Genomic DNA, 16,116 nt, shown 5'->3' on the forward strand with positions numbered 1-16,116 from the left:
GCGGCCGGGGCCGCCGCGGGGGCGGCCGCCGGCGCCGCGGCCACCGCCGCCCCGCCCCGCCCGCCCGAGCCGCCGCCGGAGCCGGAACCCACGGTGGGCTCCGTCACCGGCCTGCCGCTGCCGCGCTTCGCGGCGCTGCGCGACGACGTGAACCTGCGCGTCGGCCCGGGCCTGCGCTTTCCCATCGAGTGGACCTACAAGCGCGGCGACCTGCCGGTGGAGATCGTGCGCGAGTTCGACCAGTGGCGCCGTATCCGCGACCTCGACGGCACGGAAGGCTGGGTGTCGCAGAGCGCCTTCCGCCTGGGCCGCCGCACCTTCATGGTGCGCGGCGAACAGCGCACCCTGCGCCGCACCGCCGATGACGGCGGCGTGGCGGTGGCGCGGCTGCAGCCCGGGGTGGTCGGCCGGCTGCGCAGCTGCCCCGCCGGCAGCCCGTGGTGCGAGGTGCAGGTGGGCGACCTCCGCGGCTGGCTGAAGCGCAGCGAGGTGTTCGGCGTCGGCCCGGACGAGGCGATCCCGAACTGACCCTGGCGCCGCGGCCTGCCGCGGCCGGATCGCGGGCCCGCTCCTCGCCGGCGCGTCGCGGCCCTGCCGCGAAGGGCTGGCATCCCGCGCCCGGCGCTCTATCCTGCGTTGCAGCATGACCTCCCTGCTGCACGATGCCGAACGCGACCGGCTGCTCCTGCTCCTGCGCCAGCGCCTGTTGCGCGACGCGGCGGTGGACGGCCGGGCGCACCGGGCCCTGGCCGCCACCGCCGCGTCGCGCGGGCCGCTGCCGGTGGGCGCCAACGCCGCGGCGCTGGAACTGTTCTGCCAGCCCGCCATCTGGCCCGCGGAAGCGGCGCTGGGGCGGGGCGTGCTGGACTTCCTGCTGGCGGTGAACAACGGCCCCGTGCCACCCCGCCGCTGGGTGCCGCCGCGGCTGGAGGTGCGCGACGACGACCCGCGCCGCTTCCTGGTGGTGTCCGGCACGGCGCGCTTCACCGGCGACCTGTCGCGCGGCGTGGTGATCGAGTCGCTGCACCCGCCCGAGGGCGACCGCGAGGGCCACGACCCCGACGCGGCGCGCCACACCGGCAACCTCGTGGAGTTCCGCCTCGGCCGCGTCCGGCACTGCCTGGACGTGGAGGACACGGTGACCGGCTACGGCCTGCGCCGCACCGCCGAGGGCGTGGTGCTGCACCACGAGAGCCGGCTGGTCGCCCCCGGCGGCGGCTGGCTGCGCCGCGGCAAGGTGCGGCCGGTGGTGCGCGTGCTCTACGAGTACCTGATCCGCGCCGACAGCCCGGTGCTGCGCCTGTCCGTGACGGTGCAGGCGGAACCGGGGGTGACGCTGCGTGACCTGCGCATCACCACCGCCTGGGACGAGATGAGCGAGGGTGGCGCCTTTGCCCGCGCCGTGGGGCTGCGCGACGGCGCCCCCGCCGCCGACTGGCTGCTGCCCGAAGGCGCGGCGCGGGACGCCGCCCCGCCCACCCGGCGCATGCTGTCCGGCCCGCTCGACCACTTGGCGCTGGTGCAGAACGGGCCGCCGGCGCGCGCCCTGGCGCTGCACGCCCGCATCCACGCGCCGGAGCGGCTGCTGAGCGTCACCGGCACGCGGCGCGACGACCGGCTGCACTGGGTGCTGACCCGTTACCGCCTGGACCGGCTCTCGGGGGGCGAGAGCGTTACGCTGCGCGAGGACCGGCTGCTGGTGGCGGGTGGGCGGCACGACGATCCCGCCGCCTATGCAGCCCTGCTGCGCGCCCCCGAACTGTGGCCGGGGCGCGACTTTTCCGCCGCCGAGGACGAGGGCGCCGCGCTGAGTGCCGTGGCCGCCGCCCTGCTCTTCGCCGCCGACGGCAGCCTGGCCGGGGCACCGTCCCCGGCCGCGCTGCGCGCCTGGGTGGAGCGGCAGCTGGACGGCTTGTTCCACGCCACCGGCGGCGGCGTTGCCTCGCTGGAACGCGCTTCCTCGCGCTTCCTGGCCTTTCTGGCGCTGGCGCTGGACGCGGCTTCGCGCGCCACCGGCGCCCCGCAGCACGCCGCCCGGCTGGCCGAGGTGGTGGAGCGCATCCTGCGCCGCCAGGACCCGGAGGAGGGCAGCTTCGCCACACCCGGCGAGGCGGCCGGCTTCGCGGGCCACGCCGCCTCCCTGCTGGCCCTGGCGCGGGCGGCGCTGCACGGCGTGCCCGACACCCGCCTGCCCGAGGCGGTGACGCGCGGGCTGCTGGCGATCCGCCCGGGGCGTGCCGAAGGAGGCCGCGCCGAGGGCCCCGAGGCGGAGGCCGCCGAGAGCCTGACGGTGCGCAGCCGCGGCCCCGATGGCCGCTGGCAGGCCGATGGCGCGCAGGCCACGGAAAAGCTGGGCCTGCTGCTGCGGGCGCTGGCGGCGGTGCGCCTGGCCGCCGAGGACGGCGCGCTGCCGCTGCCCGACGCCGCGCTGGACCAGGCCGACGCGCTGACCGAGGCGGCGCTCGAACTGCTGCGCGCGGTGCTGCGCGACCGCGGCCCGGCGGGACTGGAAATCCTGTCCCGGCCCGGCGCCGAGAACACCGACCTCGCCACCCAGGCCCGGGTGATGCTGGGCCTGCTGCAGCCCGATGCGGAGATCGCCGCCCGCCGCCCCGCCGCAACCGAGGCTCCCGAACTGGTGTCGGGCCTGGCGCGATGAGGACCCCCCCGTGGTGCCGGGCGGTGCTGGCCGCCCTGCCGGCGCTCGCCCTGGCCGCCTGCGCCACCCCACCCGCGCCGGTCGCCCCCCGCGCGCTGCGGGAAGCGCCGCTCTCCTACCCGCCCTCGGCCCGCGAGCGGGTGATCCGCTTCGCCCTGGAGGAATGGCGGGAATGGGGAAGCATCGTGGTGGAGCCCGGCCCGCGTCTCCCCACCCCCCCGGCGGCGATCGGGCCGGAAGGGTCGATCCCCTCCTTTCCGCGCGTGCTGGCCTATTGGCGCGCCGTGGAGGACGAGGGCGGCGCCATCGCCCGCAACCGCGCCCGCTATGCCGGCGTGCTGAGCGGCTTCGCCCCGGATCGCGGGTTGTGGAGCGAGCCGGCCTGGTCGGCGGCGTTCATCTCCTGGGTGATGCGCTCGGCCGGGGTGGACCGGCGCGAGTTTCCCGGCTCCGCCTCGCACGCCTTCTACCTGGACGGGTTGCTGGCCGATGCGCGGGACTTCCCCGCCACCGCGCCCTTCGTGCCGCACGACGTGGCGGCACGCGCCCCCGTGCCGGGCGACCTGGTCTGCGCCGACCGGTCTCGCCGGCCGCTGGTCGACTGGCGGCAGCGCCTGGCCGAGGCCGGGCAGTTCCGTCCCATGCACTGCGACATCGTGGTGCGCAGCGGTCCCTTCAGCGTGGAAGCGGTGGGCGGCAACATCGCCGACGCCGTGACGCTGTCCCGCCTTGCAGCGGACGCAGGGGGCTACCTCCTGCCACGGGCACCCGGAGCCCCCAGTTGGGTGGTGGTAATGGAAAATCGCCTGGGCTCCCTGCCGCCCTTCGACACCGCGCCGCGGTTCGAGACCGGGAGCCCCCCGCCGCCCGACGGAGTTCCCGGATCTTGACCGACACCCAGCCTGCCGCCGCCTCGCCCGGCCTGTTCGACCCGCTGGTGCAGCGCGGGGTGACGCTGCGCAACCGCATCGGCGTGTCGCCGATGTGCCAGTACTGCTGCGGCCCCGACGGCCGCCCCACCGAGTGGCACCTGCAGCACCTGTTGTCCCGCGCCCTCGGCGGCGCCGGGCTGGTGTTCACCGAAGCCGCGGCGGTGACGGCGGAAGGCCGCATCACGCCGCGCGACCTCGGCCTCTGGGAGGAAGCGCAACTCGCCGGCCATACCCGGCTGGCGGAAGGCATCGCGCGGCTGGGTTCCGTGCCGGGCATCCAGCTGTCGCATGCCGGGCGCAAGGGCAGCCGCAATCCCCCCTGGGTGCACGGCCCCGCCACGGTGAACCACTGGCAGCCGCTCGGCCCCAGCACTGTGCCCTTCGAGACCTACCTCGAACCGCGCGCCATGAGCGAGGCGGAGATCGGCGAAACGATCGAGGCCTTCGCCACCGCCGCCAAGCGCTCGGTGCTGGCGGGCTACCGGGTGATCGAGCTGCACGCCGCGCACGGCTACCTGCTGCACCAGTTCCTGTCCCCGCTGAGCAACACCCGCAACGACGGCTGGGGCGGCGACTTCGCCGGCCGCACCCGGCTGGTGCGGGAAGCCGCCGCCGCCGTGCGCGCGGCCATCCCGGCCGACGTGCCGCTCTGGGTCCGCGTCAGCCACACCGACTGGGTGGAGGGCGGCTGGACCACCGAGGACACGGTGGCGCTGTGCCAGGCGCTGGAAACTCTGGGCGTGGACGCGATCGACACCTCCTCCGGCGGGCTGTCGGCGAAGCAGCAGATCCCCGTGGGCCCCGGCTACCAAGTCCCGGGCGCCGAGGCGGTGAAGCGCAACACCGGGCTGCAGGTCGCGGCGGTGGGCATGATCACCGAGCCGGCCCAGGCGCAGGCGATCATCGCCGAGGGCCGCGCCGACCTCGTGCTGCTGGCCCGCGCCGTGCTGCGCGACCCCTACTGGCCCGTGCATGCGGCGCAGGCGCTGGGGCACGAGGCGAGCACCGCCATCCCGCCGCAGTACGAGCGCGGCTGGGGCGCGCTGCCGATGCGCGACGAGACCGCGGTGCCGATGCCGGCGCTCTGAAGGGAAGAAAGGCCGGGGGAGTGAACTCCCCCGGGCCCCCTCCTTTCTTCGGGAGTAAAGGAGGGACGGCAGGCACCGGCGCGCCCGAAAACTCCCGAAAATAGAAGGGGGTCCGGGGGGATACCTCCCCCCGGCTTTCCTGCCTCCGCACCAGGAGGCCCGACGCCACGGGTGAGTTCCGATCCATGCAAGATTTCGACGTCGTGATCCTCGGCGCCGGCGCGGCCGGGCTGATGTGCGCGATGGCCGCCGGGGCACGCGGCCGTCGCGTGCTGCTGCTCGACCACGCGGCGCAGGCCGGGTCGAAGATCCTGATCTCCGGCGGCGGCCGCTGCAACTTCACCAACACCGACACCGCGCCCGACCGCTTCCTGTCGGACAACCCGCATTTCGCGAAGTCGGCGCTGAAGCGCTACACGGCGCGGGATTTCGTGGCGCTGGTGGAAAAGCACCGCATCCCCTTTCACGAGAAGACGCTGGGCCAGCTGTTCTGCGACGGCTCGGCGCGCGCCGTGGTGGCGATGCTGCTGGCGGAATGCGACGCCGCCGGCGTGGACCTGCGCCTGAACCACCGCATCACCGAGGTGTCGCGCGCCGACCGCTTCCGGGTGGACACGGATCGCGGCGGCTTTTCCGCCACCTCGCTGGTGCTGGCCACCGGCGGGCTGTCCATCCCCAAGATGGGCGCCACCGGCTTCTCCCTCGACCTCGCGCGCCGCTTCGGCCTGCCGGTCACCGCCACGCGCCCGGCGCTGGTGCCGCTCACCTTCAGCGGCGAGGAACTGGAACTGATGCAGCCCCTCAGCGGCGTGTCGCTGGAGGTGGTGGCGCGCTGCGGCCGGCAAGCCTTCCGGGAGGCCATGCTGTTCACCCATCGCGGCCTGTCCGGCCCGGCGGTGCTGCAGGTCTCCTCCCTGTGGCGGCCCGGCGAGAGCCTGACCCTGGACCTGCTGCCCGGCACCGACGCCGCGGCCTTCCTGCTGGAACGCAAGTGCAGCCGCCCGCGGGCGGAACTGCGCACCGTGCTGGGCGAGGTGCTGCCGGGGCGCCTGGCGCAGGCGCTGGGCGCCGGGGCGGCGCAGGAGATGGGCAACCTTCCCGACAAGGCATTGCGCGCCGTGGCGGAAGGGCTGGGCCGCCGCCGCGTCACGCCCTCCGGCACGGAGGGCTACGCCAAGGCGGAGGTCATGGGCGGCGGCGTGGACACCGCCGCCCTGTCCTCGCGCACGCTGGAAGCCGCGGCCGTGCCGGGCCTCTACGTGGTGGGGGAGGCGGTGGACGTCACGGGCTGGCTCGGCGGCTACAACTTCCAATGGGCCTGGTCGAGCGGCTGGTGCGCGGGGCAGGTGGCCTGAACGCCCCGTCCCGAAGCGGCGCCGGGCGTTGCTGGGCGGCCGCGAGGTTCAGCGCGGGGCGGGCGCTTCGCCGGGCTCGAAGCGGAACAGCAGCAGCGTGACGGCGCGGCCGCGCGTGTAGTTGAAGCCGCCGACCTGCCCGTCCTCACGCAGTGGCAGCGCGCGCTGCGCCGCGGCGGCGGCCAGGGCGGCGCGAACCGGGGCGGGCACCGCCACCAGCCGCGCCTCGCCGCGCGCCTGCCCTTCGGCCAGGAACGCCATCGCGTCCGGCACGTCGCGCAGCAGCCGCACCCGCGTGCCGATCGCGAACACCCCCGAGGGCTCGTGGAAGCCCATCAGCCCGACCTGCTGCGCCGGCATGCCCAGCGCGTCGGCCGCCGCCGCCAGCCGCGGCGCGATCCAGGGCGCGTGCAGGCGCGGCAGCACGCCGCCCAGCAGCACCCATTGCAGCGGCACCGCCAGGACCGCCGCGGCCAGGCCGGCCCGCGCCCATTGCCCGTCGCGCCCGTGCAGCACCACCTGCCACACCAGCAGCCCCGCCGCCGGGATCGCCAGCAGCGCCACCGGGTCCACCCGGCGGTCGGCGATCCAGGGCAGCACCGCGGCCACGGCCGCCAGCCCCAGCGCCACCCCGCCCAGGGCCAGCCAGCCCAGCCCGGCCAGCCAGCGCGGCGGGCGGCGGCGCAATGGGTCCAGCGCCCAGGCGCCGGCCAGCAGCATCAGGGCGGGAAAGGCGGGCAGGACGTAGTGCGGCAGCTTGGTGCTCACCGCCTCGAACACCAGCCAGGTGGGGGCCGCCCAGGCGAGGAGGAAGCGCGTCGCGGGCTGCAGCCGGGCCGCCCAGGCGCCGGGAAGGGCGCGCAGCACCAGGAAGGCAGCGGGAAAGGCGGTCAGCCCGGAGATCAGCAGGTAGTAGCCCGGCGGCCCCCAGTGGGACTCCTCGCCGGAGCCGACCTTGCTGAGCATGTCGCCGCCCACCGCCTGGGCGAAGAAGCGGCCCTCCGTGGCGATGCCGATCGCCACCAGCCAGGGCACCGCCACGGCCAGCGCCAGCGGCAGCCCCCAGCCCGGGCGCAGCGCCCGCAACCAGGGCGCCCGGCGGTCCGACACGGCCAGGGTGATGCCCGCCAGCAGCGGCACCAGCGGCCCGATCGGCCCCTTGAGCAGGATGCCCACCCCCAGCGCCAGCCAGAACCCCGTCGCCTGCCGCGCCGAGAAGGTGCCGGGCGACAGGTAGGCCCGCCCCATCAGCCCCATGGACACCGCCACCGTGGCCAGCAGCGCCGCGTCGGTCTTGGCGATATGCGCTTCCACCCCCAGCAGCAGCGTGGAAGCCAGCAGTGCCGCCCCCAGGAAGGCCGCCCGCCGCCCCACCAGGGCGCGGCCCAGCCCGAAGGTCGCCAGCACCGCGATCCAGGCGCCCAGCGCCGAAGGGATGCGATAGGCCCAGATGGCGTCGCGGGCGGGCAGGCCCGCCGCGTCCAGCAGCGTCACCACGCCGGCCTGCGCCCAATGGATGCCCACCGGCTTCTTGTTGCGCTCCTCCTCCTGGTTGCGGATGCGCACCCAGTCGCCGCTCTCCACCATCTGGCGGGAGGCCTGGGCGAAGCGGCTCTCGTCGCGGTCGCCGGGGGGCAGGGTGAAGAAGCCGGGCAGCCACAGCAGCAGGCAGAGCAGGCTCAGCAGCAGCCGGGGCCGCCGCGTTTCCGGAAGCCGGTCGAGAAGTTGCGGGCCCATGACGGCCGCGCCTCTAGCACGCGCGCGCCAGGGGGGACATACGCACAACCCTGATGGCCCCATCCCCCCACAATCCCACGCGCCAGGCCGCGGCATCCCTGTTGAGCGCCGTGCTGGACCGGCACCGCGCGCTGGAAGAAGCCCTGGACGCCCTGCCGGCGCTGGAACCGCGCGACAAGGCGGCGGCGCATCGCCTGGCCTCCGCCGTGCTGCGCCGCCTGGGCACGCTGGACGCGGTGCTGGAACCCTTCCTGCGGCGCGAACCGCCGGCCCCCGCCCGGCTGGCACTGCGCATCGGCGCCGCCGACCTGCTGCTGCTCGGCACCCCGCCGCACGCCGCCGTGTCGGCCGCGGTGGACCTCGCCCCCAAGCCGCTGGCCGGGCTGGTGAACGCCGTGCTGCGCCGCGTGGCCGCGGCCGGGCCGGCGGCGATCGAGGAGCTGGACGGCGAGCGGCTGGACACCCCGCCCTGGCTCTGGTCCTCCTGGCACGCCGCCTACGGCCCCGCGGTGCGCGCCATTGCCCGCGCGCATCGCGACCCGGCGCCGCTGGACCTGTCGCTGCTGCCCGGCACCGCCCCGCCGGAGGGTGCGACCATCCTGCCCACCGGCACCGCCCGCCTGCCCGCCGGCACCCGCTTCGCCGACCTGCCGGGCATGGCGGAGGGCGGCTTCTGGGCGCAGGACGCCGCCGCCGCTCTGCCGGCCCGGCTGCTGGCCGTCCGCCCCGGCGAGCGCGTGCTCGACCTCTGCGCCGCCCCCGGCGGCAAGACCGCGCAGCTGGCTGCCGCCGGCGCCCGGGTCGCCGCGGTGGAGAAGGACGCCCGCCGCGCCACCCGGCTGCGCGAGAACCTCGCCCGTCTGCACCTGGAGGCGGAGGTGGTGGAGGCCGACGCCCTGTCCTGGTCGCCGGCCGAGCGCTTCGATGCCGTGCTGCTGGACGCGCCCTGCACCGCCACCGGCACCATCCGCCGCCATCCCGACGTGCCCTTCCTCAAGCGGGCCAGCGATGTGCACGGCCTGGCCGCGCTGCAGCGGCAGTTGCTGGAAGCCGCGGCCCGGCTGCTCGCCCCCGGCGGCCGGCTGGTCTTCGCCACCTGCTCCCTTCAGCCGGAGGAAGGCGAGGCGCATTTCGCCGCCGCCGCCTCCCTGGGCCTGGAACCCGACCCGATCCGCGAGGAGGAACTGCCCGGCCTCGCCGCCGCCCTGACCCCCGAAGGGGCCCTGCGCACCCGCCCCGACCTTTGGGCCGAGCAAGGGGGCATGGACGGCTTCTTCGCCGCCCGCTTCCGCAGCCGTCCCGCGAGCTGAGCCGTCGGAGGAGAACACCGTGCCGCAGAAGGTGATCGGGCTGCTCGGGGGCATGAGCTGGGAAAGCTCGGCCGAGTATTACCGCATCATCAACCAGGGGGTGCGCGACCGGCTGGGCGGCCTGCATTCCGCCTGCTGCCTGCTGTGGTCCTTCGACTTCGCCGATGTCGAGGCGCTGCAGCACGCCGGCCGCTGGGAGGAGGCGACGGCCCTGCTGGTCGAGGCCGCGCGGCGCTTGGAACGCGGCGGGGCGGATTTCCTGGTGCTCTGCACGGTCACCATGCACCGCATGGCGGACGACCTGCAGGTCGCCGTGCCTCTGCCGCTGCTGCACATCGCCGACCCCACGGCCGGGCGCATCCGCGCCGCGGGGCTGCGCCGCGTCGGCCTGCTGGGCACCGCCTTCACCATGGAACAGCCCTTCCTGCGCGGCCGCCTGAAAGACCGGCACGGGCTGGAGGTGCTGGTGCCCGAGGATGCGGACCGCGCCCTGGTGCACCGCGTCATCTACGAGGAGCTGGTGCAGGGCCGCGTCGAGCCCGCGTCCCGCGACGCCTATCGCGCGGTGATCGCGCGGCTGGTGGCGCGCGGCGCCGAGGCGGTGATCCTGGGCTGCACGGAGATCATGCTGCTGGTCCGCCCCGAGGACAGCGCCGTGCCGCTCTTCGACACCACCGCCCTGCATGCCGAGGCCGCGGTGGATCTGGCGCTGGCGGACGAACCGGCGCGCATCGATCAAACCCGGTTCAACGAGGGCTGAAACGGCCCGCGGCGCCGCGGCCTGCCGCAACCGGCCCTTCGGCCATCCTGTTGGTTCACCCGGATGCCGGCCACGACGGCGAGGCCCCAGGAAAACCCGCAGGGGAAACACACAGCATGCCGACGCGCCTGCCCACCCTCGCCGAGAGGGCTGCCACCCCCACCGCCAGCCACGACGGCGCCGGCCGCATCCTGCTGGAAGGGCTGCTGGCCGGCCTGGCCGGCGTGGCGGCGATGACACTGGCCGAGAAGCTGGAACAGGCCGTCACCGGCCGCCCGAACTCCTACGTCCCCGCGCATACGCTGGAACGGGTGCTCGGCCTGCCGCACCGCCCGGATAGCCAGCGGCTGGGCCTGAACTGGACCATGCACTGGGGGCAGGGGATCGTCCTGGGCGTGGTGCGGGCGGCCATGGCGCGGGGCGGCATCCGCGGCCCGGTGGGGTCCTTCCTGTTCCTCAACCTCCGCCTGCTCAACGACCAGACACTGGAAAACGCCACCGGCGTCGGCGCCCCACCCTGGACCTGGCCGGTGGGAGAGCAGGTGGTCGACCTGCTGCACAAGGGCGTCTACGCCTTCGTGGCCGGCGCCGTGGCCGACCGCCTCGTGCGCGGCGGCCGCCACCACCCCGGCGACCCCGACCGCAGCGCGCCCAGCCGCCGCCCGCGCCCGTTCTGACGACCCCGGCTGGGCGGGCGCGAAGAACTGCGCTCGCTGGCTCGCGTCGGGGAGTGACCTGCTCGGATCGGTTGCTCTCTGATGTTCGGACGGTGGCCAGGGGCGCTGCCCCTGGACCCCAAGGCAAAGGCAAAGCCTTTGCCCGAGCCGGGGAGTTACGAACTCCCCGGTGTCCCGCGGTGAGTGCCTCCGGCGGGGGCGGGATGGCCGACGGCAGCCACGATGGGCAGCGCTGTCCAGCCCGCCCCCGCCGGAGGCACTCATGAGGTCGAGGAGCCTAAGCTCCTCGCGGGGGCTCCAAGGGGGCAGAGCCTCCTTGGCCACGGCCGAACACCCCGGGACAACCCGACCCGACCCGCGCCACTCCCCGAAGCGACGCGGGCAGTGCCCGCCGTCCCGTGTTGCCGGCGGGCGTCAGCGCGACGGCACGGCCGCAGCCGGCACGGCGGGGCGGCGCAGGCGGCCGAGCCAGGCGCCGAGGTCGTCCAGCACCGCGTAGACCACGGGCACCACCACCAAGCTCAGCAGCGTGGAGGTGACGAGGCCGCCGATCACCACCAACGCCATGGGCGCGCGGAACTCGGCATCGGCACCGACGCCCAGGGCGATATGGGCCATGCCCGCGGTCATGGCGATGGTGGTCATCACGATGGGGCGGGCCCGCTTGCGCGCCGCTTCCACCAGCGCGGCGGTGCGCGGCATGCCGGCACGGCGCGCCTCGATGGCGTATTCCACCAGCAGGATCGAGTTCTTGGCCACGATGCCCATCAGCATCAGCACCCCGATCACCGCCGAGATGCCCAGCGCCTTCTGCGCGAGCAGCAGCGCCATCAGCGCGCCGCCCAGCGAGAGCGGCAGGGCCGACATGATGGTCAGTGGCTGCAGCACGCCGCCGAACAGCAGCACCAGCACGACGTAGACCAGGCCGACGCCGGTCAGCAGCGCGATCACGAAGCTGCCGAACAGTTCCTGCATGATCTCGGCATCGCCGGTGGCGCGCTCGCGCACCCCGGCGGGCAGGTCGCGCATGATCGGCAGCGCGGCCGCCAGCTTGGTGGCGTCGCCCAGCGCCAGGCCGTTCAGCTCGGCCTCCACCGTGGCCTTGCGCACGCGGTCCAGCCGTTCGATCTGCGCGGGCCCGGCGCCGTGGCGGATGCTGGCCACCGCGTCCAGCGGCACCGTCAGCCCGGCGCGGCCTTCCACCCGCAGGGAACGCAACGCCGACAGGTCGCCGCGCGCGGGCTGGTCCAGCATCACGCGGATCGGGATCTGCCGGTCCGGCAGGTTGAAGCGCGCGAGGTTCTGGTCCACGTCGCCGGTGGTGGCGATGCGCGCCGTGGCCGCGATGGCCGCGGGCGACACGCCCAGCTCCGCCGCCCGTGCCGCGTCGGGGATGATCTGCAGCTCCGGCCGCGCCAGCGAGGCGGTGGAGCGCGCATTGGCGAGCTGCGGGATGGTGCGCACCTGCCGTTCCAGGTCGCGCACCGCGCCGGCCAGCGCGTTTGCGTCGTCGGACACCAGCGTGACTGCGAGCTTGGCGCCGCTCTGCCCGTCGGCGCCGAAGCGGAAGCGCGCGCCGGGGATGCGTTCCAGCTGCGGGCGCAGCGCGGCTTCCACCTGCTGCTGCCGCAGCGCCCGCTGCGCGCGCGGCACCAGGGTGACGGTGAAGCTGGCCAGGCGCGGCTCGCCTTCCTGCGTGCTGCTGCCCAGGGCCGGGCCGCCGCCGGCGCTGCGCGTGCCCAGCGAGGCGAAGACCGAGGCCACCTCCGGCCGCGCCCGCAGGATCCGCGTGGCTTCCGCGGCGGCGGCTTCCGTGTCCGCCAGCGTGGCGCCGGGCGCCAGTTCCATGGCCAGCGAGGTGCGGCCGCGATCGGCGGCGGGCACGAAGTCCTGCGGGATCAGCGGCACCAGCCCGACGGACAGCGCGAAGAAGGCCGTGGCGCCGAACAGCGTCGCCCAGCGATGCCGCAGGCACCAGTTCAGCAGGCCCAGGTAGCGCCGGCCCACCATGCCGTCGCCGACCTCCTCGGACCGCGCGTGCTTCTTGGGTTTCAGGAAATACGCCCCCAGCAGAGGCGTCAGCATCCGCGCCACCACCAGGGAAAAGAACACCGCCGTCGCGACCGTCAGCCCGAACTGGCGGAAGAACTGGCCGGGGATGCCGGGCATGAAGGCCACGGGCACGAAGACCGCGAGGATGGTGGCGGTGGTGGCCACCACCGCCAGCCCGATCTCGGCCGAGGCGTCCAGCGCGGCGCGCATGACGTCCCCGTCGGCACGCTCGCGCAGGTGGCGGACGATGTTCTCGATCTCCACGATCGCGTCGTCCACCAGCACGCCCACCACCAGCGTCAGCCCCAGCAGGGTGATGTTGTTGACGGAGAAGCCCAGCCACTTCATCGCCAGAAAGGTCGGGATCAGCGACAGCGGCATCGCCAGGGAGGCGATGGCCGTGGCGCGCCAGTCCCGCAGAAAGGCCCAGACCACCAGCACGGCCAGCCCCGCGCCCACCAGCAGCGCCTCGATGGCGCCGTGATAGCCGGCGAGCACGAAGCTGACGGTGTCGGCGACCTTGCCGATGCTCACGCCGGGATGCGCCGCCTCCAGCGCCGCCACCTGCGCCGCCACGCCCTCGGCCACCCGCACCTCGGAGGAGCCGCGCGTGCGCAGTACCTCGAAAGCCACCACGGGGCGCCCGTCCAGCCGGGCGGCGGAGCGGACCTCGGCGGTGGCGTCCGACACCTCGGCAATGTCGCCCAGCCGCGCAGTGCGGCCGCCGGGCAGGACCATCGGCCGCTCGCGCAGCGCGGCAACGGAAGGGGCGGAGCCGAGGGTGCGGATCGCCTGCTCACCCTCGCCGATATTGCCGCGGCCGCCGGGAAGATCGACGTTGAGGGCGCGCAGCTGCTCGTTCACCTGGCCCGCCGTCAGGCCCAGCGCCACCAGCCGGTCGGGCCGCAGCGCCACGCGGATCTCGCGCGTCACGCCGCCGACGCGGTTGACCTGCGCCACGCCGGACACGGAGAGCAGCGACTTGGCCACCGTGTCCTCGACGAACCAGGACAGTTCCTCCTCCGTCAGGCGGGGGGAGGACACCGTGTAGGTCAGGATGGCGCCGCCGGTGGCCTCGACGCGGGTGATCACGGGGTCGCGGATGCCGGCCGGCAGGTCGGTGCGGATCTGCGCCACCTTGTCGCGCACGTCGTTCGTCGCGCGGTCGATGTTGGTGCCGACGGTGAACTCGATGGCGGTGGTGGAGGCGCCGTCCACCACGGTGGAGGTGATGTGCTTCACGTCGCCCAGCCCGGCGACGGCATCCTCCACCCGGCGCGTCACCTGGGTTTCCAGCTCCGACGGCGCCGCGCCCGGCTGGGCCACGGTGACCACCACGGCCGGCAGGTCCAGGTCGGGCGTGTTGTTGACCCGCAGCGAGGGAAAGGCGAACAGCCCGCCCACGGTGAGCAGTGCGAAGAGCACCGCCGTGGCCACGGGGTTGCGGATGGCCCAGGCCGACAGGTTGCGGTGGTCGGCGGAGGAAGCGGTCGGCATGGCGGGTCCTACCGGTCGAGGAGACGGACGCGGTCGCCGTCGCTGAGGAAGCCCGCGCCGGACACCACCACGCGCTCGCCCTCGGCGAGGCCATCGGTGATCTCCACCGCGTCCTCGCTCCGGCGGCCGGTGGACACCGGGCGCAGGGCCACGCGGTCCCCCGTCACGGCCAGCACGGCGGGGCGGCCGTCGCGGAACAGGATGGCCGATGGCGGCACGGTAAGGCCCGGGGCCTCGCCGGGGCTGACCGCGGCGCGGGCGAACATGCCCGGGCGCAGGCCGGAATCCGCGGGCAGGGCGACATGGACGATGCCCAGCCGCGTATCGGCCGACACGGTGGGCGCGATGGCCCGCACCTCGCCGGTCACCGCGCGGTCGCCATGCGTCACCTGCACGGGCTGGCCGGGGCGCAGCGCGGCCAGCTCCAGCTCCGGCACGCGGGCGTCCAGTTCCAGCCGGTTGTCGCGGATCAGGCGCAGCATCTCCTGCCCGGCGGAGGTGACGTTGCCCGGCAGCACGCTCCGCTTGGACACCACCCCGTCCGCCGGCGCCACGATCCGCGCCTGGGCGAGGCGCGCCGCCACTTCCTCCCGCCGTGCCACGGCGGAAGCAACGCGGGCCTCGGCCTGTTCCGCGGCGGCCTGCCGCAGTTCCAGCGTTTGTCGCGGCGCATTGCCGGTGCGCGACAGGTCGGCGGCGCGGGCTAGGTCCTGCCGAGCGTTGCGCAGTGCCGCCTGGGCTTCCGCCACCGCCGCCTCGGCCTGGCCGAGCACGGCGCGCAGCAGCGTCTCGTCCATGCGCACCAGCAGCTGCCCGGCCCGCACCGCGTCGCCTTCCTCCACGCGAACCTCGGCCACGCGCAGGCCACCGGCCTCGGCGCCGATCACCAGCTCCTGCCAGGCCACCACGGACCCGTCTCCCACAACCGTCCGCGCCAGGGTGCGCGGCGTCGCGGCGGCGACGGCCACGGTGAGGGCGGGCGGCGGCTCGGCGGCGACTACGGGGGCAGCGGGCGGCGCCGGGCGGTGCAGCAGCGCCGCGATCTCGCCGCGCAGGAACACGGCCGCGCCGAGTGCCGCCAGTGCCAGGAGCACCAGCAGCCAGCGGCCGCGGCGGCGGGCAGGCCGCCCTGCGGTGACGGCCGGGGAACCCAGGCCTGGAAGATTGTGATCCGGCATAGCAGAACGCGGTCCCGACACCTTGCCTATCGACCGAAGGGTCAATAGCTAAGGTGATATGGGCTTGTTGACGCTTCGGTCAATTGCCGATGGCCGCGGGAGGCGCGATTGGGCGAGGGTCTGACGGGAACCGGGGGCACGCCGCGCCGGCGCCTGACGCCGGCGGAACGGCTGCCGCAGATCCTGGACGCGGCGCTGGAGGAATTTGCCGAGCAGGGCTACGGCGGCGCCAGCATGGCAGGCGCTGCCGCCCGGGCGGGCGTCGCCAAGGGACTGCTCTACCACTACTTCCCCGGCAAGGCGGAACTGTTCGGCGCCGTCGTCCGCTCCTGCATCCAGGGCGTCTTCGCCGAGGCGGAGACGCTGGTGGCCGCCCATGCCGGTTCGCACGCGGCGCTGCTGCGGCAACTGATCGAGCTGGGCTACAGCCGCGTGGTGACGCAAGCGCGGGAAAGCCTGCTGTTCAAGCTGCTACTGACCGAGGCCGACCGCTTCCCCGAGTTGGGGGACTGCTACCAGCAGGAGGTGCTGTCGCGCAGCTTCGCGCTGGTGTCCGCGGTGGTGCGCGGGGGCGTGGCGGCGGGCGAGTTCCGCCCGGACGCGGCGGAGGAACCCGGCCTGGCCGCGGTGTTGCTGGCACCGATCGCCATGGCCTCGGTGTGGCGCGGCATGCTGGGGCCGGACAAGGCGCCCGCGCTGGAAGCGATGTGCGCGGCGCAGCTGAGCCTGGCCCTGAACGGCCTGAAGCGGGCCGAGCCGATGTGAGGACGGAAGGCCGGGGGAGTGAACTCCCCCGGGCCCCCTCCTTCTTTCGGGAGTTTCAGGAGACGCCATCGGCCAGGGGCGCGCACCCAGACTCCCGAAAATAGAA

12 protein-coding genes are annotated in these 16,116 nt (G+C 75.0%); 9 read left to right on the top strand and 3 right to left on the bottom strand.

Annotation, left to right across the window (positions count from 1 at the left end; genetic code table 11):
* From ACLIBK_RS17565 to ACLIBK_RS17585, 5 genes are all read left to right on the top strand, one after another.
* The coding region (locus tag ACLIBK_RS17565; RefSeq protein WP_415388586.1) for an SH3 domain-containing protein at positions 1-528 on the top strand (528 nt) is incomplete at its 5' end.
* A gap of 115 nt (positions 529-643) precedes the next feature.
* A complete protein-coding gene (locus tag ACLIBK_RS17570; RefSeq protein ID WP_415388587.1) occupies positions 644-2,659 on the top strand; it encodes a hypothetical protein in 2,016 nt (671 codons plus the stop codon).
* Entirely contained in the window at positions 2,656-3,549 is an 894-nt protein-coding gene (locus ACLIBK_RS17575) for a DUF2272 domain-containing protein (RefSeq protein ID WP_415388588.1), read from the top strand. Before ACLIBK_RS17570 ends, ACLIBK_RS17575 begins: the two co-directional genes overlap by 4 nt.
* Complete coding sequence (locus ACLIBK_RS17580; RefSeq protein ID WP_415388589.1) at positions 3,546-4,679, top strand: NADH:flavin oxidoreductase/NADH oxidase; 1,134 nt, start codon at positions 3,546-3,548, stop codon at positions 4,677-4,679. The genes ACLIBK_RS17575 and ACLIBK_RS17580 overlap by 4 nt, the downstream gene beginning before the upstream one ends.
* 185 nt (positions 4,680-4,864) lie before the next feature.
* The gene (locus ACLIBK_RS17585; protein ID WP_415388590.1) at positions 4,865-6,034 is read left to right on the top strand and encodes an NAD(P)/FAD-dependent oxidoreductase; all 1,170 of its coding nucleotides are present in this window, start codon (positions 4,865-4,867) and stop codon (positions 6,032-6,034) included.
* A gap of 48 nt (positions 6,035-6,082) precedes the next feature.
* Here the strand turns inward: ACLIBK_RS17585 and ACLIBK_RS17590 are convergent, their stop codons facing one another.
* Positions 6,083-7,771, bottom strand: a complete 1,689-nt coding sequence (locus ACLIBK_RS17590) for an ArnT family glycosyltransferase (protein ID WP_415388591.1) — start codon at positions 7,769-7,771, stop codon at positions 6,083-6,085.
* 53 nt (positions 7,772-7,824) lie between these two features.
* On the opposite strand from ACLIBK_RS17590, the gene ACLIBK_RS17595 reads away from it, so the two are divergent.
* From ACLIBK_RS17595 to ACLIBK_RS17605, 3 genes are all read left to right on the top strand, one after another.
* The gene (locus tag ACLIBK_RS17595) at positions 7,825-9,081 is read left to right on the top strand and encodes a transcription antitermination factor NusB (protein WP_415388592.1); all 1,257 of its coding nucleotides are present in this window, start codon (positions 7,825-7,827) and stop codon (positions 9,079-9,081) included.
* Between the two features lie 19 nt (positions 9,082-9,100).
* Complete coding sequence (locus tag ACLIBK_RS17600; protein ID WP_415388593.1) at positions 9,101-9,841, top strand: aspartate/glutamate racemase family protein; 741 nt, start codon at positions 9,101-9,103, stop codon at positions 9,839-9,841.
* 116 nt (positions 9,842-9,957) lie between these two features.
* On the top strand, positions 9,958-10,518 hold the full coding sequence (locus ACLIBK_RS17605) for a hypothetical protein (RefSeq protein ID WP_415388594.1): 561 nt from the start codon (positions 9,958-9,960) through the stop codon (positions 10,516-10,518).
* Between the two features lie 414 nt (positions 10,519-10,932).
* On the opposite strand, the gene ACLIBK_RS17610 is transcribed toward ACLIBK_RS17605, so the two are convergent.
* The gene (locus ACLIBK_RS17610; RefSeq protein WP_415388595.1) at positions 10,933-14,067 is read right to left on the bottom strand and encodes an efflux RND transporter permease subunit; all 3,135 of its coding nucleotides are present in this window, start codon (positions 14,065-14,067) and stop codon (positions 10,933-10,935) included.
* Between the two features lie 8 nt (positions 14,068-14,075).
* The gene (locus ACLIBK_RS17615) at positions 14,076-15,245 is read right to left on the bottom strand and encodes an efflux RND transporter periplasmic adaptor subunit (RefSeq protein WP_415388596.1); all 1,170 of its coding nucleotides are present in this window, start codon (positions 15,243-15,245) and stop codon (positions 14,076-14,078) included.
* 108 nt (positions 15,246-15,353) lie between these two features.
* Between ACLIBK_RS17615 and ACLIBK_RS17620 the strand changes: the two genes are divergently transcribed.
* A complete protein-coding gene (locus tag ACLIBK_RS17620; protein WP_415388597.1) occupies positions 15,354-16,010 on the top strand; it encodes a TetR/AcrR family transcriptional regulator in 657 nt (218 codons plus the stop codon).
* The last annotated feature ends 106 nt before the right edge of the window (positions 16,011-16,116 follow it).

Origin of the sequence: Roseomonas sp. BN140053, from assembly GCF_047690175.1 — a bacterium.
Classification (GTDB): domain Bacteria; phylum Pseudomonadota; class Alphaproteobacteria; order Acetobacterales; family Acetobacteraceae; genus Roseomonas.